The organism is Winslowiella iniecta, from assembly GCF_001267535.1.
Lineage (GTDB): Bacteria > Pseudomonadota > Gammaproteobacteria > Enterobacterales > Enterobacteriaceae > Erwinia > Erwinia iniecta.
Genome location: NZ_JRXE01000028.1, coordinates 1 through 22,534, shown reverse-complemented (window position 1 = coordinate 22,534; position 22,534 = coordinate 1). Strand labels below are relative to the sequence as shown.

General features: G+C 46.8%; 19 protein-coding genes. 6 read left to right on the top strand and 13 right to left on the bottom strand.

Annotation, left to right across the window (positions count from 1 at the left end):
* The first annotated feature begins 534 nt into the window (after positions 1 to 534).
* On the top strand, positions 535 to 1,254 hold the full coding sequence (locus NG42_RS17625; protein ID WP_052901550.1) for a flagellar brake protein: 720 nt from the start codon (positions 535 to 537) through the stop codon (positions 1,252 to 1,254).
* Between the two features lie 237 nt (positions 1,255 to 1,491).
* Complete coding sequence (locus NG42_RS17620; protein WP_052901549.1) at positions 1,492 to 2,217, top strand: EAL domain-containing protein; 726 nt, start codon at positions 1,492 to 1,494, stop codon at positions 2,215 to 2,217.
* A gap of 55 nt (positions 2,218 to 2,272) precedes the next feature.
* Here NG42_RS17620 and NG42_RS17615 read toward each other — a convergent pair whose 3' ends face one another.
* The 9 genes from NG42_RS17615 to NG42_RS17575 all read right to left on the bottom strand — a co-directional run bounded on the left by NG42_RS17615 (position 2,273) and on the right by NG42_RS17575 (position 10,693).
* On the bottom strand, positions 2,273 to 3,265 hold the full coding sequence (locus NG42_RS17615; RefSeq protein WP_052901547.1) for a fimbrial protein: 993 nt from the start codon (positions 3,263 to 3,265) through the stop codon (positions 2,273 to 2,275).
* The gene (locus NG42_RS17610) at positions 3,256 to 5,751 is read right to left on the bottom strand and encodes a fimbria/pilus outer membrane usher protein (RefSeq protein ID WP_052901545.1); all 2,496 of its coding nucleotides are present in this window, start codon (positions 5,749 to 5,751) and stop codon (positions 3,256 to 3,258) included. The genes NG42_RS17615 and NG42_RS17610 overlap by 10 nt, the downstream gene beginning before the upstream one ends.
* 10 nt (positions 5,752 to 5,761) lie before the next feature.
* A complete protein-coding gene (locus NG42_RS17605) occupies positions 5,762 to 6,463 on the bottom strand; it encodes a fimbrial biogenesis chaperone (RefSeq protein ID WP_052901644.1) in 702 nt (233 codons plus the stop codon).
* 54 nt (positions 6,464 to 6,517) lie between these two features.
* The gene (locus tag NG42_RS17600; RefSeq protein ID WP_052901543.1) at positions 6,518 to 7,120 is read right to left on the bottom strand and encodes a fimbrial protein; all 603 of its coding nucleotides are present in this window, start codon (positions 7,118 to 7,120) and stop codon (positions 6,518 to 6,520) included.
* Positions 7,121 to 7,612: 492 nt separating this feature from the next.
* Entirely contained in the window at positions 7,613 to 8,107 is a 495-nt protein-coding gene (locus NG42_RS17595; protein WP_052901541.1) for a DUF943 family protein, read from the bottom strand.
* Between the two features lie 345 nt (positions 8,108 to 8,452).
* A complete protein-coding gene (locus NG42_RS17590; protein WP_052901539.1) occupies positions 8,453 to 8,959 on the bottom strand; it encodes a DUF943 family protein in 507 nt (168 codons plus the stop codon).
* Positions 8,956 to 9,810 (bottom strand): DUF3289 family protein, encoded by an 855-nt coding sequence (locus NG42_RS17585; RefSeq protein WP_052901538.1) that lies wholly within the window; start codon positions 9,808 to 9,810, stop codon positions 8,956 to 8,958. The genes NG42_RS17590 and NG42_RS17585 overlap by 4 nt, the downstream gene beginning before the upstream one ends.
* A 290-nt stretch (positions 9,811 to 10,100) precedes the next feature.
* A complete protein-coding gene (locus NG42_RS17580; RefSeq protein ID WP_052901536.1) occupies positions 10,101 to 10,415 on the bottom strand; it encodes a type II toxin-antitoxin system RelE/ParE family toxin in 315 nt (104 codons plus the stop codon).
* A complete protein-coding gene (locus tag NG42_RS17575) occupies positions 10,415 to 10,693 on the bottom strand; it encodes a type II toxin-antitoxin system ParD family antitoxin (RefSeq protein ID WP_052901534.1) in 279 nt (92 codons plus the stop codon). Before NG42_RS17575 ends, NG42_RS17580 begins: the two co-directional genes overlap by 1 nt.
* Before the next feature lie 543 nt (positions 10,694 to 11,236).
* Between NG42_RS17575 and NG42_RS17570 the strand changes: the two genes are divergently transcribed.
* The 3 genes from NG42_RS17570 to NG42_RS17560 are packed head-to-tail and all read left to right on the top strand — an operon-like array spanning position 11,237 to position 13,675.
* Positions 11,237 to 12,688, top strand: a complete 1,452-nt coding sequence (locus tag NG42_RS17570) for a DUF4153 domain-containing protein (protein ID WP_082203908.1) — start codon at positions 11,237 to 11,239, stop codon at positions 12,686 to 12,688.
* A complete protein-coding gene (locus NG42_RS17565) occupies positions 12,612 to 13,106 on the top strand; it encodes a DUF7057 domain-containing protein (protein ID WP_420911317.1) in 495 nt (164 codons plus the stop codon). Before NG42_RS17570 ends, NG42_RS17565 begins: the two co-directional genes overlap by 77 nt.
* A 38-nt stretch (positions 13,107 to 13,144) precedes the next feature.
* On the top strand, positions 13,145 to 13,675 hold the full coding sequence (locus NG42_RS17560) for a GNAT family N-acetyltransferase (RefSeq protein ID WP_052901528.1): 531 nt from the start codon (positions 13,145 to 13,147) through the stop codon (positions 13,673 to 13,675).
* A 196-nt stretch (positions 13,676 to 13,871) separates the two neighbouring features.
* On the opposite strand, the gene NG42_RS17555 is transcribed toward NG42_RS17560, so the two are convergent.
* Positions 13,872 to 14,390: a hypothetical protein gene (locus NG42_RS17555; RefSeq protein ID WP_193787954.1), complete on the bottom strand. Its 519-nt coding sequence runs from the start codon at positions 14,388 to 14,390 to the stop codon at positions 13,872 to 13,874.
* A gap of 243 nt (positions 14,391 to 14,633) precedes the next feature.
* On the opposite strand from NG42_RS17555, the gene NG42_RS17550 reads away from it, so the two are divergent.
* Positions 14,634 to 15,551: a restriction endonuclease gene (locus NG42_RS17550; protein ID WP_052901526.1), complete on the top strand. Its 918-nt coding sequence runs from the start codon at positions 14,634 to 14,636 to the stop codon at positions 15,549 to 15,551.
* A 48-nt stretch (positions 15,552 to 15,599) separates the two neighbouring features.
* Here the strand turns inward: NG42_RS17550 and NG42_RS17545 are convergent, their stop codons facing one another.
* From NG42_RS17545 to hsdR, 3 genes are all read right to left on the bottom strand, one after another.
* Complete coding sequence (locus tag NG42_RS17545; RefSeq protein ID WP_053115999.1) at positions 15,600 to 16,916, bottom strand: restriction endonuclease subunit S; 1,317 nt, start codon at positions 16,914 to 16,916, stop codon at positions 15,600 to 15,602.
* Entirely contained in the window at positions 16,909 to 18,534 is a 1,626-nt protein-coding gene (locus NG42_RS17540; protein WP_052901524.1) for a class I SAM-dependent DNA methyltransferase, read from the bottom strand. The genes NG42_RS17545 and NG42_RS17540 overlap by 8 nt, the downstream gene beginning before the upstream one ends.
* 66 nt (positions 18,535 to 18,600) lie before the next feature.
* Entirely contained in the window at positions 18,601 to 22,122 is a 3,522-nt protein-coding gene (gene hsdR, locus NG42_RS17535) for a type I restriction-modification system endonuclease (RefSeq protein ID WP_052901522.1), read from the bottom strand.
* Between the last annotated feature and the right edge of the window lie 412 nt (positions 22,123 to 22,534).

Below are 22,534 nucleotides of genomic sequence, written 5' to 3'. Positions count from 1 at the left end.
AATCACATGTGACATGAAGAAAAATCATGTTCTTATTTTTTTACGCGAAAAATAGCAAAACACCACTACAAATAATCACTTAATGTTATTCTTCTGTCAGGTAATTATTGTGGTTTATCTGATTCAACTAAACTGACCGGTAGCACGCTCAGATTATCTGTTACACATTACTGGAATATCAATCACGCAAAATGATAAATATAACTTAACTATAACTTTGCGGATGGCAAATCAATCATTCATAATTAATAGGGAATAACAATTAAAGAAATTTTTTTTTGAGATAGACTCAAATTAGCTGGTTACACAACAGTTTAATTAATATATTCTCTGTAATAATTTTACGGGTTTATTATAATATTCCTCTCCAGTCATATTACTGGAAAAAACCTCCATATTTCGTTATGCAAGGCAGTTATATTACATTCAACTTTGTTATCACCCAGGCATTAACACCGCATATTGCCCGCTAACAAGCCTTGTACTGCTCAGGATCTATGATTACCAGAAAGCATTGAAAAGGATGATTGATGTATGGATGGCGTATACGAAAAAAAAGACCGCTTTGAAATTTTAGCCGTGCTGCGGGAAGCATTCAAAAAAAACAGCCGGATTGAGATATCTTGTAACAAAGGTATCGTCATAAGCCGCCTGTGTAAGATAGATTTAAATGGCCTTGCGATACCCTTTAATAAAAAAATTGTTAATGGCAATCAGACGCTGCACTTTTCCATTCAGAATAATATCTCAAACATTGAATTCAAAACGGCAGCCACTCAACTTGTCTGCGCTGACAATGAGGCATTGCTGCATATTCCGATGCCACAAAAAATCAATATTACGCAGCGAAGAAAAGATTTGAGAATTGATGTTTCAGAAGATCATAATTTCTTCTGTCACGGCAGATTTAAAAATGGCGAGCCTTATAAACTGCAAATAAAAAACATTTCTAAAGGCGGTTGCGCGCTGATCGTCTCACCGGTTATTGACGCCCCCGCTCTAATTGGCTCTATCCTTAAAAATACCGTTCTCGACTTTGAAAGCTATGGAAAAATCTCGACAGATATTTTTATCATCAATATCAAAGAGATCAGTGAAATAGACATCAATAACCAGAAAAAAAGCTATCTTCACCTCGCCTGCAATTTCAGAAATATTGGGCATATAGAAAGAGAGCTGGATGATATATTGATGAATCTGATACTCCATCAGAAAAAGCAGAACAAATGGTACAAATACCACTCAATGTCTTAACGACTGGCGGCGACTAATAACTGACTGCATTCTGTCGCCAGCAGTAAAAAAACCGAAGAACTTTGTGGTCAGCCACAGATAAAAAAATCACCTTAAGCACTATAAACAGAAGATTAAACTAAAAAGTTATCTTATAATAAGATGGATTTAATCATTGATGGCGAAGTATGACAGGGATCAGGCAGCCGCACACTCTGAAAAGCTCAGATAAAAACTGCCAATGCTACTGAGAAGAAAATGGAATCAGAAAAAGCTTTTATTGAAAATTTATCCCGGGATGATATCTCTGTCAGCTATGTTTTTCAGAAAATGTTTTCTGCTGCCGGAAAATTGGTGGCTGTAGAATGTTTAACCCGTCTGCACGCCAGTTTAACCCCCCTCTCTCCGGAACACTTTTTTAGCTTTGCCAGCAATGCTGTTCGCGAAGCGATAATACATGAACAACTCGATTTAGTTGAAGCGCACAAAGACTGGTTCAACGAACGTCAGATTTATGTCACGATTAATCTGGATAACCATACGCTTACGCTGTTGAAAGACTCTGCCATTATCCGGCGGGTAAAAGCGACAGGATGCATTCACTTCGAAGTTAACGAACATTCCTGTAGCCTTACCGACAACTCTCCTTTGCAAAGCGCAACCGCGCACGCACTGCCATTATGGCTTGATGACTTTGGCTCCGGCTATGCCGGGCTGGCATCCATTCGACGTCATCACTTTGACTATATAAAAATCGATAAAGACATTTTTTGGTATTTAATGGGAGAAAGTCAGGGTAAACAACTAATGCATTCATTGCTCAGTTTTTTGCACTGTAACAACTACAAAGTGGTGGTTGAAGGTATTGAAAATGAACAGCATCAGCGCTGGCTTGCCGGCATGCCGTGGTTTGCTTTACAGGGACACTACTGGAAAGAGGTCAATATCGCCACGCTGACTGCCGAACCCGCTACGGTGGATTGACCACGCCGGGAATACCCGGCGTGGTGTGAAACCTTATTGTCTGCCGACGCCGGCTTTAATCGTAAGTCAGATTAAACACCATATGTGACTCCACCTCGCCACTGCTGATATTTTGCAGATACTGGTAGAAACGGGCGGTATACGGCAGGGTAATATATTGCGTCTGATTGTTACGTAACTGGCCAATGCTGTACTTTTTATTCATCTCCAGCGGTGAGCCATCCTTCAGCACCTGTACTCCCACTCCCTGCGCCGCGCCGGAACCGGTTTTCTCGTTAATCAGTACGCCCTGACTGGCGGTGGTCCCGCTCGCCAGCGTACCGGAGAAGGTGGTATTAATATTCGCATACCCGGTGGCACTGATACCGCCACTGCATTGCAGTTGCAGATTAAACTGACGTCCCCCGGCGTAGCTGCCCCGGCCTTTAAGATCGCTGCGTTTAATCATTCCGAGATCCACATTCATATTCTTGCCCGCCAGCACCGTGCAGGAAGGGGAAACCACAGTAATCGCATTGGCGCTAAGCCAGGTTTCCAGGATCGGATTATTACCGTACTGATAGTCATACGAGGTGTATTTGCCGCTGGCAATGGTGCCACTGCCGGTCAGCTGGGCGGTTTTAATCACTTCAAGCGTAAAGCGCGAACCTTCCAGTGAGTAATCGGTGGTACGCGAAGTGCTGGAGATATAGTTACCGGGATAGACAATATTGACCGTCGCGCCACCGCGGCTAAAGCGCAGGCCAATGCCAGGCACGTTGGTGGAGTAGATTTTGTTGCCCAAATCCATCGCCCCAGGCGCTACCACTTTTGCGACGAAATTCGAGGTGCCCCGGCAGCGGTAGCTGGCACCATCACCGGCCGACATGGTCCAGTTGCGGGTAGCAATCACCGACCCGACCGGCAGATCCGGATTGACGACAACTCTGCCGACCACCATATCCAGCGTGACGGTGCGCTGCGCCAGGCGCGTGCAGTCAGCATAAGAGGATACCGCGATCACGGCCAGCAGCCCGGCGGCACAGCGCAACATTGTCTTCAGCGACATAGCACTTCCTTAGCGTTATTCTGTTCCAGACTGATGTCGCACTGACCACCACTCCATCTGACCGCAAACTGCTTTACCTTGTCATCATTGATAAACAGCATACTGCCCTGCCCGACCACACCAATCTCCTTACCGGCCGGATCGACGATGCTGGCACCAAACGGTAACGGCGCATGATTGCGCTGACGGGCAACGATCATCCTGTTGCGCTCAACCGTGGTGCCGAACGCCACCTTTACCACGCTGCCTTCATAAGGCACCACCTGGCTGACGGTTTTATCAAATGTCACATCCTGCGCCATGCCTTTGGGATCGATTTCCACCGCGTTAATCCGGTACGGGCGCAGATATGGCAGGATGGCGTAACCATTACTGTCCACTCTGCTGCCCGGCGAGCCAGGTAAACGCGCGCCCTCAGCATTTTTCGCTTCCACCAGCGCCAGCGTGCTGCCGGTTTCCGGCGAGAAGGTCACGCCGCCCCGGTGCGCAATCAGCGTGCCGCTGGCCCCCAGGCCACTCTGACGGTATCCCTCGCCCTGGCTGTAGCTGGCCGATAACGCGCTGTAAGGCGTGCGATAACTGCCATTCAGCGCGACATCATGCTGACCGCCGCGATATGTTGAAGTACTCACGCCGTAACCAAGGTTGTTTTCATCATCGAGCGACCCGCTTACCCCCATCTGGGTGCTGCTGAAGCGCGAATTATTGAAGGCCGTACTGGAGGTCAGACTGGCGGTACGGCTTTCGCCAAAGTACAGCGGGTAGCTAAAGTTAAGTGAAATGCGGTCGTCACGGCGATGCCCGGAGCTGTCCGGGGTATAGATACGTTGCCCGCCCAGCGACCAGGAGAGGCGACCCAACATATTGTTGTAGCTCAGCTGATACTGCTTTTCGCTACCGGAGCGGTTCCAGTAGTCAGAAATCTGCCCGTTAAGATAAAACCCGCCCCATCCCTCTGGCAGATTCTGATTTACCGTAAAGCTGAAGCCGTTTTTCTCACGCCACAGGCTGTAGTTTCGCCCGGCATTCTTCTGCTGATCAACGACATACAGCGCATCGTTCAGGTTGTAATAGTCTTTCGTCGAGTAGCGATAAGCCGCCAGCACGATGCTGGTTTGCGTCTCGGCAAACATGCGGTTGAAGGTGGCGCGATAACTTTGACCACTCTTTTCACCCTGATCCATCTTCAGACGTGACTGAATCACATCCAGTGATAACGCACCAATACCGGTATTCAGCCCGGTCCCCAGCAGAAAAGCCTGATACTGATCAAAGCCCGTTACGCCGACATAGCCGGTAAACAGGTTGTTGACGCCATACTGATAACTGCCCTGATACAGCATCGGTTTATTGCGCAGATTCTCGTTATCCACCTTACCGGCAGATAAGGCATAACGCGTCATACCCGGACGCAGCAGCTGCGCGACCGACGCATAGGGCACGCTGAACACCTGCACACTGCCATCGGCCTCTTTCACCGACACTTCCAGATCGCTGCCATAACCCGAAGGGTAAACATCCGTAAGGATAAAAGGCCCGGGCGATACTGTCGTCTGGTAGATAATATTGTTCGACTGGCGCACCGTCACCAGCGCATTACTTTGCGCCACGCCACGAATTTCCGGCGCGTAGGCGCGCATACCATCGGGAAACATATTATCGTCGGTGGCGAGGTTAATGCCGCGCAAACCGGTGGTATCGAAAAACTCACCGCTGGTAAAGATCTGCCCGCTGCTGACGATCGAATTGATCTGCGGGATCGGTCGCTGTAAATAGGTCTGATTGCTGTTCCAGCTGGCGGATCCTTTTTGCTGCTGCCAGTCCAGATTGCCGATATGTTTCAGTAACCAGCCATCCCATGACAGCCCGGCGTTAATCCCCAGCCAGGCGCTACTGTCGTCGCGGCTATCGACGGATGAGAGATGGCTGTTATAGACGTTCGCCATCCAGCCAAGATTCAGTGCGGTGATACCTTTATTCCAGTATTCCGGGCTGACATAGCTTTTATACAGCTGATCCTCGTAAAGCTGCGGAACCGAAATATCCAGCCGCAGTGAAGACTGAATAAAATGGTCAGTGACATTCGGGTCATCACGCCACTGCTGTAACCGCCCGCAATAACCCTCACGCTGGCTCAGTTCTGGATTCAGTTTTTCCACCGCAATACCAAAGCGCACCAGCATCGCCCGGGTGTAACACACCCCTAATTTTCCATCTTCCGCGCGGGTGATATTCAGTTCCTGACGCCCTTTCCACTCATTATTGGTATACACATCCACCGAATAGCGACCTTCGGTAATGGCATTGGTGGAAAATCGCGACAGATCGACCTTATCCTTGCTGCCCATAATAAAGCCATCATTGAACTGATAAACCGGGTTCTGGCTCTCCTCGGCGCTGGAAAAAGCCGGAAAACAGCACAGCGACAGCAATATCGTTGCTGTCCTTTTTCTCCGACTCACGCCGCTCAACACCCGCTGCTTCATCATCGGTTCCCTACTTCACAACCACTTGTGTCGCGATATCGGCACCGTAATCGTTAATATTATTCACCGTCAGCGTCTCTCCGCGCCGGACCGATCCAGAAAGCGTCAGGGTGCTGCTGGACTGCGGTGCCAGCATTACGGTATGCGCATTCAGCGCCGCGCCGCCATCGTGCGAAATACGCGTCAGGGTCAGATAAAATGGGCTGGGATTACGTATAGTCAGGCGCTTATCCGCCGCACTCAGCACTAATTTATCGGCGGCGGCTTCACGATTTCCCAGCCCGGCAGGCCGGTAAATAAATTTAAAACGCGAGCGAATCGCCAGTTGCAGCATATTCTGGCTTTCGGCTTTTTCACTGGCCGTAACCGGCGGGATTTCCAGAATATTCAGCCACCAGAGTGACTCGCGATCTTTTGCCAGCCCATGATCGTTCGCCAGTTTAATCCGCAACGTCTGGCCGCTTTTGGCATCAACACGCGATACCGGCGGGGTAATAATAAATGGCGTGGTGATAGTATCCGGCGTGGCGTTAGCATCCCCGGTATCCAGCCAGGCCTGCGCGACCGCCGGGCGATCCGCTGTATTCGACAGCTGTACCGTTATTTCTCTTTCATTTCCGGGATAAATAAAGCGGGTGCCATTAGTAATAATATTATTGGCCTGAGCGGCAACACTGAAAATGAAACAGAAAAAAAGCACAATGTACTTCATCATTACCTCAAAAAATAAGCGGCAGAATCCTGCCGCTTGTGGTTAACAGAGCAATTACTGATAAGTGATTTCGTAAGTCGCGTAGCTGTTTACCACGCCGGTAGAAACCGTATCCGGGGTGCTGGTGGCATAACCGACGTAGTAGGTGAAACGCGTACCGTTATTCACCGCACTGGTGGTGGCTTTTGGCTGTCCGCTGGCACCTGGGATGATTTTATTGGTCAGGCTGGCATCAGTGCCGGTCGCCAGTACCAGCTGAATGTTCTGTGCACCGGTGCTCTCGGTATTGGACAGATAACCCTGCTGCTGGGCATTCGCACCGGCTAACAGGTTACCGCCGGTCCAGTTGACCCCCAGTTTGCTGGTGTCATCCTGTGCGGTGCCGTCTGCCGCCTGGCAGTTAGAGACATCGATAGTGAAGGATTTAGGCTTCAGGAAGGTGTTGGCGCTGGCGTTTTTCACTTCGGTCAGGGTAACCGGAGCCAGATAAACGTTAGCATCGCTGCCCTGGCCATTGACAGAAACGGTACAGGAAACGTCAGTCACCTTACCGAAAAAGTTAACCTGGCCGCCGCCTACATTATTATCTGCTGCATTTGCCGCAGACATGCCGAGAACCACAGTAGCAACTGCTGCTGAAAGGATGAGTTGTTTCATTACTATTTCCTATGCCGGAATTGATTGAACATCAGTGGATAAAGCGTCAAACGGCACAAAAATCAGAAATATTTCGCGCCACTCAAACTCTGGTTTAGCAAAATAGAAACCCCGACACAGCGGAAGCGAAAAGAAATATAAGTTCAACATCCATATATATAAGGCGTAACAACGCCAGACTGCAAAGTCAGCCGGTAAAGTGCTTGCTGGTCGTAAAGAAAACTATTTGAGTGCGCATCATATATTGTCGGAAAAATTTGACTTATGGTTTGGGCGATTGTTTTTTGCAGATTGATAGGAAAGTGGCAGATTAGAGGGTGTGGTTAGGATTTTTCGCAGGTTGAAAAGCTATGTGATAAGCCGCGTATGCGGGTGACTACGTTCATTTTCGTAAGCCGCAAAAATGTGTTACACCATATATGGATGTTCAGCAGTAAACACCAGACGGCTGAGCCTGAGCGAGAGAAGCTACCCTGTCCCGATTAACAGTGCTTAAGAGCCAGAGATTTTACGGCGAACCACCTCCCCATTATCCTTTTCGCTATATACTTTATTCCCAAATCGAAAGAGTATTACACCATCACGTGTTTTACCTATGCTCATCAAGGAATCTTTGACAATACAATTTTCTTTGACATTCATATCAGCAAAACATAATAAATAAGAAGTATCTTTACTGGGGAAAAATGAATCTTTATCCGGCTTTTCAATTTGATATCCATCCCCGAAGTTCCAGACAGAAATCGATTCACTTCCCTCAGAACCAAGTTCTGGCACACCATACTTCTCTTTTAACAAGACTCTGTTCTCCTGCCACCATGTTATCATTCCACTGTCAGTAAATGGAAAGTTCTTAACTACTATATAGCTTGCGTATTGACTCAAGTGGACAGCGACTATTTCGGTCGGTCGGGAAAATTTCCAGATCAGGTAGATAGTTGCAGTGATAATTAATGCAGCAAGAATATTTAACGTGAGAGTTTTCATTTGATCCGCTTATAGATTAGTCGTCAGACACTCGATAATTTTTGATTCATCTTCCTTTATTAATTTCACCATTCTGGTTCTGATAATAGTATGTATCACCTAAAGAAAAGCTGATTGGGTTATTTGGAATTGCACTTACCCCCAAATAACAACAGAATAACCACCATCATTGATAATTTCGGAGCCAGCATATCTGTTTTCAAAAACCTTTTGTTAATTAACTACCTGTCAATCTTTCCATGATCCGTTAAAGGAGAGTTATTCATTACTTTACAGCGTCTGTTTTCATCTGAATGAACCGCGATAGCTTTAACAGGCCACCCCTATAATTCCTTATAGAGCATTTTATTTAACCGTATAAGAGAATCTTTCTCCTTCAGATATTTTCCCGTTTTTATCCTGATAATACACATCTCCATTTGCGTCAAACCTTATAAGATTTTCACTGGTGGTATTTATATTCATCAGAATATTTTCTTTCCTTATGCATCTCGCTTTAACCTTCATATCCTCAAAGCAGAACAGATGATCGGTGTCTTTGCTGGGGAAAAAAGTACTTTTATCCGGCTGTTCAATCTCATATCCATTACCAAAATCCCAGAATGTTATTGAATATCTACCATCATTATCTGTTTCAGGCATCCCATATTTTTCCTTTAACCGTGTTTTGTTACTTTCCCACCAGTCGACTTTCCCTCTACTGGTTAAAGGGAAGTTTTTCACCAAAACTTCTGTCCAGTGGCTGTTTGTATGAACTGCAATTATTTGTACTGGTTGCGCAAGAAGCCAAATAAAATAAATTAAAGGCAGGAGAAGTAATATTAATGCTATCTTTAAATAATTACTCTTCATTTTCGTCTCCCTTTGAACTCGATAGTCGCCTCCATATTAGTAACAAATGGCTTGTATCCGAATTTTTCCCAGCGCTGCAGTATAAACCAAATCCGAAAAATTGGCAGGTTATGATATAACTGGCTCATTATATCTTTGTCATCCAGCCCAAAATGATCCTGTCCCTGATAATGAACTATTGCAGTATAACCATCCTGATCCACAGTCAGCGATTGAATTGTGATATGTGTTGCATAAATATCATGAACGGAAATCCCCAAACCGTTAACACGATCTATCCAGAGATTGAATTTTGGTAAAATAACTCCGCTTAACTTTTGATTAAACTCATCCTTGTATTGATCAGGATAGACAGACACACCCCAGTCGATATTACTTTCTATAACATTTTTTATTGTCAGAAGTGAACTATTTTCAGTCGTATCACTTACAATTTGCTTATGATAAGCTGTGTTCAATAAATCATCATAAAATGGCTCACCATCCCCGGTTTGCAGATGGTTTATCAAACTGATAAATAATTTTCGATATCCCATAAAGGAAACGGGTGCAGAGTATTGTCTGAACTGATCAAATAGCATTTGCGCTATTTCTTCACGACTTCGGGTTTCAGTAATAATAGCCGGTCTGGCAAAGCTGTAGTTACCAACAGGATAGCGCGAAATTTCGTTAGTATAAGGATTAACACCTTCAACTATCTGATGTAATCCAAAGTGTTCCTTTAACTGAAACTCACTTAAATCACCATGCCTCATATCATAAGCATGATAATCATTCATTTTGTTTTTTGTCCGGTAAACCGTAAATGGAAAACTTAACGGTGTGCAGGTCAGATTCAGACCGGATGACATAAGAGGCTCCTTCTCAAGATAATGTGGCTTCATGCCTTGCACAGTAATTTATCTCTTTTAGAGTATTTATGACAAGTTTATTTTCATTCAATATTTATTGAATGCATTTTTCAGGGGGGAGCATAATGTTAGCAATAAGCACCAGCATATAACAACCGTAACTGATTGCAGAATTTAACACATTTTAATCTGACAATCATTTAGTCCAAATGCGCTTTATCTGAGGATGGAACACTATATGCTTACAAATGGCAGATGAAACTGACTACCTATACTGTAGCCGATTATTATCAGTCTGTTTCATCGGCCAGCAGATCGTCTTCATAGTCCTGACCGCCATGCCATATCCCCAAAATGCTTACCGTCTTATCACGTACCATAAAGGCGATGATTGTTCTTTTGCGATAATTCGTTACCCTCAATCCTGTCAGGATATCATCACGACGATTTCCCCGGTGCGGAAAACGCTCCAGAGACTCACAGTAACCGATAACACTTTCCGTATAGCCCAGAGCCGTTTCCGGTGTCGCCGCTTTTGCGATATAACGATACAATTCTGCCAGTTGTTCTTCCGCTTCCGATGCGAATACGACCTTGTAGTCCATTATTCCTCTCCGGTAACCTTCCTGTGTTCGGCTTTCAGCCTGTCCCTGATATCGTTACCACTGAGGCTTTCTGTTTCACCGTTTTGCAGTGCTTCCCACGCAGGAACTACCTTCTCCCGCAACCATTGTTCCACCGCATTATCACGAGCCATCAACGCCCGGAGCCCCTCCCGGATAACTTCACTCTCTGATGCATATTCGCCACTGGCCACACGTGCTTTCACCTGCGCTGCCATTTCATTCGGCAGCGTAATACTCATCTGCTGTGTTGTTCTCATCGGTAACACCTTAGTTTCCGCCGGGTAGGATTAAATCCTACTTGCTTTTTTCAACATTGTCAGTGTTCTTTACCTCGCTTTCTGCAATTTTACCCAGCCATCACCTCCAGGCATGGAAGTGATCATCTTGTACAACGCAACAGAAAAGGGTTCAGGAGATGCTGAAACAGTGATTGCACAGGTGCGTCAACATGAGGCAAGCATCCAGAGGATTTTTAGCTAAGGCGAATAGTGCTTGCAGGATATTAATCGGTGAGAACTGACAAAAATCCTGATGTTCAGTAGTATTTATTTTTTATCTATGTCTGACAATTTAACGTCTGAATATTATCGTTATTGAACCGTCAAAAACTTTTCCCTTCATTTTTTTCCAGTAAACCGTAAATGGAAAACGTAACGGTGTGCAGGTCAAATTCGGTTTTGATAGCATCAGAGGCTCCTTCTCATTGCTATACGACATTATTGCTGTGAAGCAATGTACTTCTTAAAAGCTATCCCTGACAATTTTATTTACACAAGATAAATACTGATGTTATTTATCTGATGTGGGATCACATTTCTCATTCTTTATATTGTCAGCATATTGGCCGCAGACACAAACAAGAATATGATTTCCGTACTCTGATACCGAAGATAACGGCTATCAGGATTAACGTTTTCACACGCTGCGCTTGGCATAACAAGGACTGTTTAATGCTTGCAACCTCTCCACTCACTCCGACCTGCCGCTCAGGTATCATTATTACCGGATTTTTAGCTGGCTCAAGCTGGGCCACGCTGATGTATTTCCAAACTTCAGCGCTGCTGCTGGTCCTGCTGAGCGGCTTTACCGGCGTGCTGGTATTCACTGTGACCCGCTTTCGCTCTCCCTTGCCCTGGCTGCTCGCCCTGTCAGTTCTGCCGTTTTTGGCATTAATTACCCTCTGGCTGGACTGGAACTTTCGCGACGACAGTTCGCGCTTCTTTATTGTCGACATCATGCCGGTTATCGTCTTCTGGTTATTTCTGATATTACCGTTTCTGCAGGCGCGTAACTGGAAATCGGGTGACAACATGGCGACCGCTGTGATTGCTTCGCTTTGGGCTAACAGTTTTACTGTGATCGTCGCCACACTGCTCACGGGTTTATTCTGGTTGGTTATGCTGCTGTGGAGCAATCTGTTCGGCCTGATTGAGCTCAGGCTATTTGATCGATGGTTTTTTTATAACGATATTTTTCCGCCCGTGGCCACCGGCGTTGTCATTGCGGCGAGTGTTGCGTTATGCCGCAGCCTTCCTGCCGCCGGCAATATTTTCAAACGGGTTATCTCGTTAATGGCCGCAGTGGCGCTGCCGCTCCACGCCGCTGTCTCGCTGATATTCCTCGCCGTATTGCCTTTTACCGGGCTGATAATTATTCCCAAAAATGTCTCCACCGTACTGCTGCTTACGACCATGGCGCTGGCGATGATGGTGATGACCGCGATAGTCTGCTCACCCACAGCAACCGTACTGCGCTATCCTGGCTGGCTACGCAAATTGGTGGTCATCGCGCAATGGTTGATGCCCCTGTTCGCAATACTGGCAGCCTGGGCGCTATGGCTGCGCGTAGCACAGTATGGCTGGACAATGGATCGCATCAATGCTGCCGCTGTCATTGCTGTCACCCTGGCCTGGACAGTTGGCACTGCCTGGCTACAACGACGAGCATGGCGTGATGACTCACCAAAACTTGATATGCTGAGTACCTGTGTTCTGGGTCTGATGGCGATACTGTGGCTACTGCTACACAGCCCGGCTCTCGACCCTTACCGTATTACGATAAATAATCAGTTATCACGACTTGAGCAAGGCTTGCAGCAGGCGAACCCCGGCGATCTCTACATGTTCAGCATTGCTGGTCGCCGTGGTCATCAGGCGTTGCTAACCTTGCAAGCTCATCCGCAGTGGCTGGCGGACCCAGCAGAGCTGGCGTGGCACCCTCGCATCATTACTGACCAGCCAGACCCGAGATGAATCCCCGGCATTAAAAGCGCTAAAGCTGCGACAAACGATTACATTACGTAAAGGGAGCCCGTTGTTACCGGAAAGCTGGTGGCAGAGCCTGAGCGAGAACAGTTACGGGGTGCGCACCTGCCTTGTTGCTTCATCACCCTGTATCGCGTGGACCATGGATCTCAATAATGACGGTAAGCCTGAAGTACTGGTATACGATCGCGACCAGCGTGAAATCACCGCCTTTAGCGAAGAAAATGAGCAATGGCGTAACATTGCAGGATTTTCGTGTCGGGACAGAATTTCGTGTCCGGACAAATATTCCGCAGCATTTGACCGCGCCATTCAGCAGGGAGAACTTGGCACGATCGAAAAACCGGGGCGCGATCTGCAAATTGACGGGCAACGTTATAAGTTAGATTACTATGGGGCTTATTAATGGGTTATCCATTTTCAGCCAATAATCCGGAGAATTAAATGCCTGCACACTCGGAACGTCTGACGATGCGGCCAGTAACCGCGTCGGATGTCGAAGATTTATTCAGAATTTACGGCGATCCTGCAACGAATACTTTCAACCCTGCTGGCCCTTACCCGGATATCAGCCATGCGAAAGCTGTTCTGAATCGCTGGCTGACTCACTGGGAAGAAAAGGCCTTCGGGTTATGGGCAATTTCATTAAATGAAACGCCAGATAAGATAATGGGTTTTGGTGGACTGAGCATCAGCAGTTATGCCGGTATCAACGTTAACAACCTTGGATACCGTTTTGCTACCGAAGCATGGGGCAAAGGATTAGCAACCGAGTTTTCCCGGTACGCTGTTGATTATGGTTTTGAGCAGCTACAACTGGATAAGATTTCGGCGGTGGTGAGAGGCGATCATTTGGCTTCGCAGAAAGTGCTGTTGAAAGCTGGATTGAAGTATGTTGAAGAAATTTATGATGTAGAGAATGCGCCGCCCAGCTTGCTGTATTCAGTTAGTTTAGATGAGTGGCGTGGTGCGTGAAGGCGGTAACGATCGATTGGTTCAAAATGGGCTTGAGGCTAAGTTGAACCAAGTAACGTTGCTGGACAGAAAACAGTTGATGACCTTTATAATCACCATATTCCAGGCACAAAAAAAGCCGCTCGTAAGCGACTTTTATTTTCATACCATTTGGTGCGAAGGCCGGACTCATGGTTTAAGAATAATTTGCTGATAACTATAAACTTTCTGATTGCCGCGGTTCAGCGATATACGGTAAAAGTCCGTGATGGGTGATAATGCCTGGGTCTGTCTCACTCACCGTAATGCCCGTATAGGCTGTCCAGCCATGTAGGCGTTTCACATACTGCATCACCTCCGCCGGGACCTTGGGGGAAAAATTAAGCACGATCTCTTCTTCCTCACCATGCCAGAGCGGCAGCGTGGTGACTTCCACATCCGCATGAATACTCTGCCAATCCGTTATTGTTAAACCGCAGATTTGCAGCAGGCTGAGTATATCGCCGTTTTCATCATCGAAAGGTAAGATCGCAGGTATCACATTCACTTCAATAGAATGTGGCTTAATCTCAGGGAGCTGCTTTTTCACTAGCTGCTGTACACCCGCTAATAATTTCCCTGCTGCAAAGCGTGGTTTAAACCAGTGCAGAATTTCCCTTTGGAAGTTATCAAGACTAAAATCGTAGTATTCCATTGATATTTCCAAACCAATCATTTCATCATCAAAAAATATCATTGGAAGAATAAGCTTCATTTATTTGGGGGTGAAAAATAAAATCAATCTTTTTATCCATTATAATTAACCTCGAAGAAAGTAATAAAAAGGAGAGTGAAGATTATTAATGGCACCCATTAAATATAACCTATTATTCGCAAGCAAAAAACATAATCAATAAAAATAATTGGTTATCGAACTTCACGCTTTATAAGTTCGATGCCATAATAAAAATATTAAATCTTAAGATAGAAAGAGAGCACCATGCCGGTTCCTACCTACGATAACTTTATTGAGCCCGTATTACGGGTATTACAGCAATCACCTGCGGGAGTCACCGCAAAAGAGGTTTATGAGGGAGCAGCCAACTTACTGCATCTTGATGATAGCCAGCGTAATGAGCTTATCCCCAGCGGCCAACCTGTTTATAAAAATCGGGCCGGGTGGGCCCACGATCGGCTAAAACGTGCCGGACTGTCCCAAAGCCTGTCGCGCGGTAAATGGTGTTTAACCGAAGCTGGCTTCAACTGGCTTAAACAGCATCCATTTCCCCTCAGTAAAGAGCTGGTTGATCATCTGGCGTTTGATTTTATGAACGTCCGACTGACCACCCCTGCGGATGCAGTTATGCTGGATGATAACGGCGCACCGGACACGGTAATTTCCCCACAAACCAGCAGCCCGGATGACCGCTTAGCGGAAGCCCTGGCAGAGATCCGCAGTGCGGTAGCCAGCGAATTGCTGGAAAATTTGCTGCAGGTCTCACCGAATCGCTTTGAAGTGATCGTTTTAGATGTGTTGCATAAGCTTGGTTACGGCGGCCATAGAGACGATCTCCAGCGCGTCGGGGGTACCGGCGACGGCGGTATTGATGGCATTATCTCTCTGGATAAACTTGGGCTGGAAAAGGTCTATGTCCAAGCGAAGCGTTGGCAAGGCACTGTTGGCCGCCCAGAACTACAAGCTTTCTATGGCGCACTGGCGGGGCAAAAAGCCAAACGCGGTATCTTTATCACCACATCAGGCTTTACCGCCCATGCGGTGGAATTTTCCCGATCCGTTGAGGGTTTAGTCCTGATCGATGGCAATCGACTGGTTAACTTAATGATGGATAATGAAGTGGGTGTTACCTCGCAACAGATTAAACTGCCCAAAATCGATATGGATTATTTTGAGCAGTAATATTCGTCGCTGGATTATATTATTACAGCCCACCAGCGTGGGCTGATTTTAGTGGGAGGTCTTTTTAGTGCGTTTTTTTATCGTGCCAGAAGCCAGCTTTTCAGCAGTAATTCTTTCCAGCAGAGCTTCCGCACTATTAAGGCCGCTAATCAGCTCAGGGTTTTCCTCTCGCCATTGGGCGGTTAGTTCGCCGCGGAACGCTTTGGCGATGATGGATTGAGCAATAACATTAACTTTAGATAAAGCTATAAAAACATTTTCCGAAACCTTATCTGAATACGAAAAACATATATTAACTCGCCTAATAATTTCTTTTTGCTCATCTATGTTGGGAAGGAGAATAATACAGTTCTTCACATCATCCTGATTTATACTTGCTTGATTCACAGCTAATTTGGCATTTTTTCTTAGTTCAGAAACACCTTTTTCACTACAAAGGTACAATATTATATATTCTGGAATTACTTTCTCTTCAATTAAAGACAGTCTCATGATATTACTTTCGAACACACATTCACTAGGCATACTCTTGACAAGAGCACACTTACCTAAATATTCTCTGCTATTCACTCTATTTATCAGCACATCATTTTTTCTTAGTGCCCACTTATCTAATTCACCCTTGCTCAATTCAACTTTTTTTATTTTTTCCCAATCGATTATTTCACCATCATAGAAACTATCTATTCTGATTATTTTTGTTCCACGCCCATAAAAACTTGAAGGCTTATACAATCCATTTTGGGGACCGCTAGAAATCAAATCACCTAAAAAAATATTTTCGCCAAAAGAATCGCTATTTCTCCACTCTTCAGTCAACTTCCCACTTACCGCCGCACTCAACACCGACTGCCTAAATTTTTTCAAAATTTCAGGGATATTTTCCAGCCGGGTTTTAATACTCTCCACGCGAGCCAAAAGGTCATCGAGTTTATCGGCGATGATTTTTTGTTCAGCCAAGGAGGAGATAGGTATTTCTAATTCCTTTAAATATTTAAAATGGCGCGAATAACCTTTATCTGGAATATCGATAAATCTGAGCGCGTAATAACCATATTTTGGAAAAATAAATTTCTCTGCTTCTAGAATTTTTGTTCCATCAGCACCAGGTACAAAGTCTTGAGTAACCCACTTTATGACTCTGGTATGGTCGCCAAACACACAAAGTGGGCTTGATATCTTAATTACTTTACTTTCATCATCTATATAGCCGCAGATAAACTGTTGTCCTTGGTCGATGACAGGATATAAACCCTCAGACTTGCAATCTTTAGTTTTAACATTTTTTTTATTAGTTGATATTTGTATAAAGCAATCAAGAGCTTTCCTTGACAGCCATATATTTGGGAAGGATAAATCATTCATAACTACTTCCGCCCATCATTTGATGTAACAACATGCTCTGCGCATCCGCCTCTTCCACAGCCCCTAACTCACGCATCAATGCACCCAGCTCACCCAAGGCCTGTACCAGCTCGCTCATGGCTTCTCCGGCTAATACCGCGGGTTCTGGCAAGCTGGCAGCATCCACGCTGCTATTATCCCGTAGCCAAGAGATATCCAGCGAGTCTCCTTTGGAGTCGCGGATCCACTCCCGGGTAAAGGCCCGCCAGCGGCTGGTCGTGAGGCGCTCGGCCACATTGTCGTTTTCTGCCGTATCAGGGGCCTCAATTTCTTCAGCGTTAAAGCTCCACTCCCCTTCCTGACGCGGACTAATGCCATTGGGCGAATCACCGAAAACCTTTTCAAAAGGTTTTAAATGGTTTTCATTGAAGGGGGTGCGCTTGCCAAAGCTCGGCATATTGGTGCGCAGGTCATAGACCCAGATATTTTGCGTACAGTTCTCTTCCTGATATTTATCCGCCTCGGTGCCTTTGGTGAAAAACAGTACGTTGGTTTTCACGCCCTGAGCATAAAAAATCCCGGTGGGTAAGCGCAGGATGGTATGCAGATTACATTTATTCATTAGGTCACGGCGCACGTCAGTGCCGACCCCGGCCTCAAATAATACGTTATCCGGCAAGACCACGGCGGCGCGGCCGCCCGGTTTTAGATTACGGTAGATATGCTGTAAAAAGGCCAGCTGCTTATTACTGGTGGGATAGGTAAGGTCATCTCGGGTAATACTGGCTTCCCCCCCCTTTGCGGTACCAAAAGGCGGATTAGCCAGAATAATATCGGCTTTCGCCAGCGACTGCCCGGCCATCCCTAAGGCATTACCCTGATGAACCACGCCTTCATCATCCCCTTCCATACCGTGCAGCAGGCAGTTCATCAGCGCCAGGCGGCGGGTTGAGGGCACAAGTTCGATACCGACAAAGGCTTTATTTTTCTGAAACTGCTGCTCTTTGGCCGTTAAGTCGTAGAGATCATCGGTGTGAGACTTAATATACTGGTCGGCAGCGATTAAGAACCCGGCGGTGCCTGCCGCCGGGTCCTGTACAACTTCCCCCGGCTGGGGTTTGATGCAGTTAACCATGCTATTGATCAGTACCCGCGGGGTAAAGTACTGCCCGGCACCGGACTTGGTTTCACCGGCGTTCTTCTCCAGCAAGCCTTCATATAAATCACCCAGACCGTCTTTCTGGACACTAAACCAGTCGATTTGGTCCAGAGAGCGGATCAGCTGCTCTAGGTGGCGTGGCTCACGCAGACGGGTCTGGGCATCGGCATAGATAGCAGTAATCAACGGGTCAGCATGCACGAGGTTGCCTTCCGCATCTTTACCGGTAGAAAGTTTCAGCAGAATTTGTTTGTAATCATTCAGCAGGTTAATCCCGGATTTACCGTTTAAATCAGTCCAGCGACAGCCTTCTGGCAGGGTGTGTTTATCCAGCGTTTCAGCTTCGGTGTTCTCATGCACCATCTTGATAAACAGCAGCAATACCAGCTCAGTGACATAGTCGCTGTAGTTAATGCCGTCATCACGCAGCACATCACACAGGTTCCAGAGTTTCTGGACGATTTCGTTATTATTGCTCATAGGTATTCCGAAGAAGGCCGGTTAACCGGCCTGTTTACTGAAAAATTACGGGAAAGGGTAACACGATCAGGCGGTTTTTGGAGCCCACAGGGTGTCGTTCATTTGCTCAAGAATACTGTCTAATTGATCATCCAGTACCTTATTGAGTCCTTTGGATCCGCCAATGTTTGAGAAAGACTGGTTAACCACGTTTTTATCCAGCACCACCTCATGTACCAGTTGTTTAGCCAGACGATCCAGCCACTTTTTCTGCACAGTGTTCCAGTTATGCTGGGCGTAAATATGCTCCAGTGCCTGAGTGACACGCTCTTCAAAGGGGACAAGTGGCTCATCAAGAGCAGCCTGGCGAATATGGCCGATAATGGTGGCGGCAATATCCTGATTGCTCTCCGTGCGGATAGCGGAACGCAGGCTGGTCTCACTGTAACCAGCTTCATCCAGTAATAAACGGATCTCTTTAAGCTGCTCTCGCGTCAGATCGCGCGGGCGATTCACCACCACCGATAAAGCTGCGGACTGATTCAGGTTATTTTTGATATACTCAGTAAAACTCTGTAGATAGTCTGCCGGTTTTTGATAGCGCCCGTAGTTTTGCTCTCTACTGATCAGCTCATCTTTGTGATCAGAGATCACCGGGCGGTATTCACTACCCAGCAGCGCTCCCACATCTTCCAGCTGTGTAATCAGATTACGGTGCTGTTTCAGAAACACGGAGGCTTGCTGAGTTCCGATTTTATGCAGATGCTGATGCAGGTTTTTCGGCTCGACGCCCCATAAGGCTTCCAGCTCATTTAACTTATGGCGCACTTCCGGCTGCCTGTCAGCCTTGCTCTCGGCTTTACGCAGCACTCGCATCACTTTCTGGCTCAGCTGATTAAGCAGGCTATCCGCTTGCGTTTCCGTGGCACTATCCCCCGGCGTATTGAGTGCGGTGGCCAGTACATCATCATTAGCTAACTCTTCAACCAGCTGTTCAATACTGACCCCGGCATTTTTGACCAGCGGTTTCATGGTATTCACATCTTGCAGGGTGGCATAGAGATCCACCGGATCGTGGATCCAGAAAACGGTTTTACCGATCTCATCACAGCGCCGTGTTGCCCGGCCAATCATCTGTTCATAAAGAATGCGGGACTTCACGCGCCGCAAGAAAACCAGATGCGTAATAGGCGGGACATCAATCCCGGTGGTCAGGAGGTCAACCGTGATAGCAATACTGGGGTAGCGCTCATTTTTAAAGCGCTTGATAAGCTTACTGACCTGATCACTTTTGCCAGTGATTTTTTCTATCGCTACTTGGTTAAAATCAGGGTGAACATCACCCATCGCCTTATCTAACAGGCGCTTAACCATATCTGCATGAGCATCGGTGGCGCAGAAAATCAGGGTCTTTTCATTTCCTGTAGGATCGATCTCTTTCGCCAGCTCTTCACAAATTACCCGATTAAACTCTTCGGTAATCACCCGGCGGTTAAAGGCCTCGATATCAAAATCGAGCTCATCTTCCAGTTCACTGATATCCACTTCACCGGTTTCGGTATCAATTGCACTGACCTCATCACCTTTCTCAAAGTGAATACCATGCTTACTGAGCAGAGTGGTATAGCGAATCGGCGGTTCATGATCAATTAGCCAGTCTTCTGCCACCGCTTCGCGGTAAGAATAGGTATAGACTGGGTGCCCAAAAATCTCGCTGGTATGTTTGGCAGGTGTGGCTGTTAATCCAATTTTTACCGCATCAAAATAGTCCAGCACCCGACGATAGCTGGAAAGATACTGGGCATTATCACGAATAGCGAGTTCGCCTTCGGTCATCTCCTGATCGAGAGTATATCCCCGGTGCGCCTCATCGATAATAATGCAGTCAAAGGTATCCACCGCAGGCGGATTACCTGAACGATAGATACGGCTGACCATGGCCTGAACCGTGGCCACCTGAACGCGTGTCTCCGCTTCGGCTGCCATATCACCCAGCTCAGCAATATTGTAGATCTGCGATAAGGTTTGGTTCTGCTCTAACGAAGCCTCTTTAAAGGCATCCTGGGCCTGTTCCCCCAGCGCTGAACGATCAACCAGGAACAAAATCCGTTTAAAGCGCTCGGCTTTTAAAAAGCGGTAGATCAGGCCGATGATGGTACGGGTTTTACCGGTGCCAGTGGCCATCGCCAGCAGCGCTTCTCGCTCCCCGTCCTCCAGAGACGATTCCACTGCTTTGACCGCTTTTTCCTGATAATCACGTAAACCAAGGTAGCCAAATGGTTCCTTATGCAGTTTGGCTTCGGCATCAGCTCGGCTGCGATGGAGACGATCTATCAGCCCCTCAGGGGTAATAAAATTTTCTAACGGGTAGCGGGTATTATCCAGAGAGCGTACATCCCGGAACCAGGTCCCGGAAAACTCTGCTAGTTGTTTAACGTAAGGGCGTCCATTGCAGGAGAAAACAAAGGGGATTTGGAACACCTCTCCGGTACCGTCATCCCAACCTGCAGTTAACCCCTCTTCCTTCCAGGCAGGCGTTAATGAGGCATCAAACTGAAAGCCTTTGCTATAACGCTCCGCCTGGGGAATTTTCCCTGCGACATTTTCATTTTTCTTTTTCGCTTCAACTGCCGCTAGAGGGATAAGCCCACAAAATAAGACGTAATCTGCTTTACCACGCTCACCATTCAGCAAGGTAGGCCATTCAGCAATGGCTTTGTTGACACCTTTTTCTGGCCGAGCGCCTTTTTTCCAGGTCAGTTCCTCGGTATCTGTCAGCCAGCCCCACTCATTAAGCTGCTGGTCAATCAGAATACGCGTCAGTTCTTCGGTCATCACCTGCTTACGGGCTGAGCTGGACTTACGACCAAACTCCTTCCGCTGGGCGGTAACCACCTGCTGAGCTTGCAGGGCAAGTTGTTCCTGAAGCGTCTTTAACTTAGCGTCATACTCCTTCTGCAAACGCAGCAAATCCTGCTGATTGATCTCCAGCAGGGTTTGCTGTTCCCGCACCTCCTGATCCATCGCCTCGGCCAGTTGGGCATACTCTTCTTTCTGCTGTTTGAGTAATGTCTGTAACTGTTCGCTACTTTCCAGTTTTTGGTTGGTGGCCAGCAGTGTCTGCTTAAGTTTTTCAATGGCTAGCTGAGACTGGGTTAACTGGGTACTGGGATCATGGGGAGCAGTAAAGGGGCCGGGATTGAAGCCACTCCCCGCACTGCCAAAAGTTTGATGAAACCAAATTGCTAAAGCACGGGCGATGCGTAATGCATCCATAGCTTCCCGGTGTTTAGTCTGGAACTGATGGGTGGCTTTATTCCCTTCGATACGTAAAGTATGAAACAGCTGGCGAATGGCAGGGTCGAGTTGTAACTCTCTGTCCAGGCGATACAACAGCTCTTGTTGGCTGGGGTTATCTTCCAGACTGATATTTAACCGGACTGCAATATTCCGGGCGAGAACCTCACCAAATTGCCGCAGTTTCATCAGCGTAGTGTTCGGGTCACTGGCAAACACCTGCTCAGCCGTTGCGGTTATCTGCACAAACAGCGGGTCATATTCTTCCAGAAAAGCAAAGTTAGCTGATAAAGGGGGAATCGGGGTGGTCAACGTCAGGCTCCTCGCGCATTCACCCGTCACTTATTGCTACCAGACAACGGCTGAAAAGTTCGATTTTGGGAAATATCTCTCAAAATCATAGCGCTGTGCTGTTTTTAATCAAGAGATTAACCTTGCTTAAGCATCAATATCACAGGAAATAATACAAAAGGTTATCATTGCCCACTATTTTACCGGCAGAGTCCCCTTTTTTTATCGATAAACACGGTAAGAGACAGCCCATGTAGAGGGATTGAAAATATCTAATTAACAATGAGTTAATTTGATTCCCCAGATTATGGGCCTATAGGGAAAGAAAATGGGGAATCACAGGGTGACGAGTGGACTGACCCCACGCCAGTAGACAAATTCTGTCCTCACGACGAGGCCTGTTCAAAGGCCTGCGGACTGACGCCGCCGAGAT

What these genes read in the sequence shown, in the direction of transcription:
- NG42_RS17625 (WP_052901550.1), top strand. Translation starts at nt 535, where the DNA reads ATGGATGGCGTATACGAAAAAAAAGACCGCTTTGAAATTTTAGCCGTG.
- NG42_RS17620 (WP_052901549.1), top strand. Translation starts at nt 1,492, where the DNA reads ATGGAATCAGAAAAAGCTTTTATTGAAAATTTATCCCGGGATGATATC.
- NG42_RS17615 (WP_052901547.1), bottom strand. Translation starts at nt 3,265, where the DNA reads ATGTCGCTGAAGACAATGTTGCGCTGTGCCGCCGGGCTGCTGGCCGTG.
- NG42_RS17610 (WP_052901545.1), bottom strand. Translation starts at nt 5,751, where the DNA reads ATGAAGCAGCGGGTGTTGAGCGGCGTGAGTCGGAGAAAAAGGACAGCA.
- NG42_RS17605 (WP_052901644.1), bottom strand. Translation starts at nt 6,463, where the DNA reads ATGAAGTACATTGTGCTTTTTTTCTGTTTCATTTTCAGTGTTGCCGCT.
- NG42_RS17600 (WP_052901543.1), bottom strand. Translation starts at nt 7,120, where the DNA reads ATGAAACAACTCATCCTTTCAGCAGCAGTTGCTACTGTGGTTCTCGGC.
- NG42_RS17595 (WP_052901541.1), bottom strand. Translation starts at nt 8,107, where the DNA reads ATGAAAACTCTCACGTTAAATATTCTTGCTGCATTAATTATCACTGCA.
- NG42_RS17590 (WP_052901539.1), bottom strand. Translation starts at nt 8,959, where the DNA reads ATGAAGAGTAATTATTTAAAGATAGCATTAATATTACTTCTCCTGCCT.
- NG42_RS17585 (WP_052901538.1), bottom strand. Translation starts at nt 9,810, where the DNA reads ATGTCATCCGGTCTGAATCTGACCTGCACACCGTTAAGTTTTCCATTT.
- NG42_RS17580 (WP_052901536.1), bottom strand. Translation starts at nt 10,415, where the DNA reads ATGGACTACAAGGTCGTATTCGCATCGGAAGCGGAAGAACAACTGGCA.
- NG42_RS17575 (WP_052901534.1), bottom strand. Translation starts at nt 10,693, where the DNA reads ATGAGAACAACACAGCAGATGAGTATTACGCTGCCGAATGAAATGGCA.
- NG42_RS17570 (WP_082203908.1), top strand. Translation starts at nt 11,237, where the DNA reads ATGTGGGATCACATTTCTCATTCTTTATATTGTCAGCATATTGGCCGC.
- NG42_RS17560 (WP_052901528.1), top strand. Translation starts at nt 13,145, where the DNA reads ATGCCTGCACACTCGGAACGTCTGACGATGCGGCCAGTAACCGCGTCG.
- NG42_RS17555 (WP_193787954.1), bottom strand. Translation starts at nt 14,390, where the DNA reads ATGATATTTTTTGATGATGAAATGATTGGTTTGGAAATATCAATGGAA.
- NG42_RS17550 (WP_052901526.1), top strand. Translation starts at nt 14,634, where the DNA reads ATGCCGGTTCCTACCTACGATAACTTTATTGAGCCCGTATTACGGGTA.
- NG42_RS17545 (WP_053115999.1), bottom strand. Translation starts at nt 16,916, where the DNA reads ATGAATGATTTATCCTTCCCAAATATATGGCTGTCAAGGAAAGCTCTT.
- NG42_RS17540 (WP_052901524.1), bottom strand. Translation starts at nt 18,534, where the DNA reads ATGAGCAATAATAACGAAATCGTCCAGAAACTCTGGAACCTGTGTGAT.